This window comes from Microbacterium sp., assembly GCF_035554235.1.
In the GTDB taxonomy this organism is placed as follows: domain Bacteria; phylum Actinomycetota; class Actinomycetes; order Actinomycetales; family Microbacteriaceae; genus Microbacterium.
Genome location: NZ_DATMIO010000231.1, coordinates 1 through 2431, shown reverse-complemented (window position 1 = coordinate 2431; position 2431 = coordinate 1). Strand labels below are relative to the sequence as shown.

Genomic DNA, 2431 nt, shown 5'->3' with positions numbered 1-2431 from the left:
GACGTGGAGCCGAACTGCGTCGAGACGACGAGCTCGGCCGCGGCGAGCAGAAGCTCGAGATCGTCCCCGATGTCGGCGTCGATCTCCTTCTTCTCGGCCGCGACCGCGACCTCCCGGTACTCGGGCCGCGCCTGCTGCGTGACGTGCTTGACGACGCGCTCGATCTCGGCCTCGCTCACCCACGCGCCCTGCACGCGGAGCGACTTGGACGCTCCCATGGGCAGGAACAGGGCGTCGCCCTGACCGATCAGGCGGTCGGCGCCCGGCTGATCGAGGATGACGCGCGAGTCGGTGACGCTCGTCACGGCGAACGCGAGCCGCGACGGCACGTTGGCCTTGATGAGGCCGGTCACGACATCCACCGACGGTCGCTGGGTCGCCAGGACGAGGTGGATGCCGCTCGCGCGGGCGAGCTGCGTGATGCGCACGATCGAGTCCTCGACATCCCGCGGGGCGACCATCATGAGATCCGCGAGCTCGTCCACCACGACCAGCAGGTACGGGTAGGGCTTGAGCACGCGCTCGCTGCCCGGGGGCACCTCGACCTCTCCGGAGACGACGGCCTTGTTGAAGTCGTCGATGTGGCGGTACCCGAACGATGCGAGGTCGTCGTATCGCATGTCCATCTCCTTCACGACCCACTGCAGCGCTTCGGCCGCCTTCTTGGGATTCGTGATGATGGGCGTGATGAGGTGCGGCACACCGGCGTACGAGGTCAGCTCGACGCGCTTCGGGTCGATCAGCACCATGCGCACATCGGCGGGCTTCGCCCGCATCAGCAGGCTCGTGATCATGGAGTTGACGAAGCTCGACTTGCCCGAGCCCGTCGACCCCGCGACCAGCAGGTGGGGCATCTTCGCGAGGTTCGCGACGACGTAACCGCCGCCGACGTCCTTGCCCACGCCGATCGTCATGGGATGGGTGCTGTTCGTGGCCGCGGGCGAGCGCAGCACGTCGCCCAGCGTCACGATTTCGCGGTCGGTGTTGGGGATCTCGACCCCGATCGCGCTCTTGCCGGGAATCGGGGCGAGAATGCGCACCTCGTTCGACGCGACCGCGTAGGCGATGTTGTTCGTCAGGGCCGTGATGCGCTCCACCTTGACGCCGTGGCCGACCTCGACCTCGTACTGCGTGACCGTCGGCCCCCGCGAGAAGCCCGTGACGCGGGCGTCGACCTGGAACTGCTGAAGAACGCTCGTGATGGCTGCGACCACGGCGTCATTGGCCGCGGACCGCTCCTTGTGCGGCGTCCCGGCCGCGAGCGTCGTGGCCGACGGCAGCCGGTACGGGGGTGCGGGCGGGCGCGGGCCGCCGGCGCCGGGCCCGTCGGTGCCGAAGCCCGACAGCCCGGCGAGGATCTCGTCGTCGTCCTCGCTGTCGTCGAGGATCGATGTCGCGCCGCCCTTGCCGAGCGACCCGGCGACCGCCTTGACGTCACCCAGCACTTCGGTCGCGGCGTCGAAGACAACGGGCGAGGGCGGCACCGGCGGCGCGATGGCCTGTTCGAAGCCGCCCTGAACCCCGCCGGGGGTGAGAAGCTCCGTCAGGTCCTGCGATCCGATGCCCGAATCCGGGTCCTCTTCGCGACCCGTCTTGTTGCGGCGCCACCACGGCATTGAGGGATCCGGCATCGACGGGTCGGCGTCGGCCTCCACCGCAGAGGCGCCGGGCTCGGGGGCGGGCTTGCGCTCGGCGTCGAACATCCAGACGTAGAGATCGCCGAGACGCCGGCCGATGCGATTCGGTGGGGTCTTGGTGAGAATCAGGATGCTGAGCACGGCCAGCAGCGACAGCGCGATGTGGGCGCCGACATCCGTCAGCAGCATCGCGAGCGGCTCGCCGATCATCCAGCCGAACAGGCCACCCGCCTCGCTCAGCGCGGGAAGGCCCTCACTGGGGCTCGGCCGGCCCCCCGCCACGTGGCAGAAGCCCGCGACCGTGAGCGTGAACAGACCGAAGCCGATGCCGATGCGACCGTTGTCGTGCACCGATGAGGGATGGCGGAAGAGCCAGCCGGCCAGCAGCAGGATGAGCACGGGGAACACGAATGCGACGCGGCCGATGAGGCCGCCGACCGTGTAGGCGCTGATGTTCGTCGCGACCGGCACGCCGATGAAGAACCATTCGTTGACCGCGCCGGCGATGGCGAGGAGGACGAGCAGAAACGGAAATCCGTCGCGGCGCTGGTCCTTCTCGAGGGTCTCCGGCCCGAAGGCGCGGAAGAGGCCTCCCGTCGCGTGGGCGAGGCCCATCCATGCCCGCGCGATCGCCGGGGGCTTCTCGTCGTCGCCGACGTATCGCTTGGGCGCCGGGGCCGGCTTGCGGGCGCGCGAAGATGACGCGTTCGCGGGCGCGCGACCATTCTTGGTCGGGCTTGAGCTCCTGGCCATTCCTCCACGGTAGGCGGAGATGACCCGGAAAGGCAGGAGCG

1 protein-coding gene is annotated in these 2431 nt (G+C 69.5%); it reads right to left on the bottom strand.

Annotated elements, in window-relative coordinates; all coding sequences use genetic code 11:
- A partial coding sequence (locus VNT50_RS12035; RefSeq protein WP_325485359.1) for an FtsK/SpoIIIE family DNA translocase occupies positions 1–2390 on the bottom strand: 2390 nt, incomplete at its 3' end.
- Between the last annotated feature and the right edge of the window lie 41 nt (positions 2391–2431).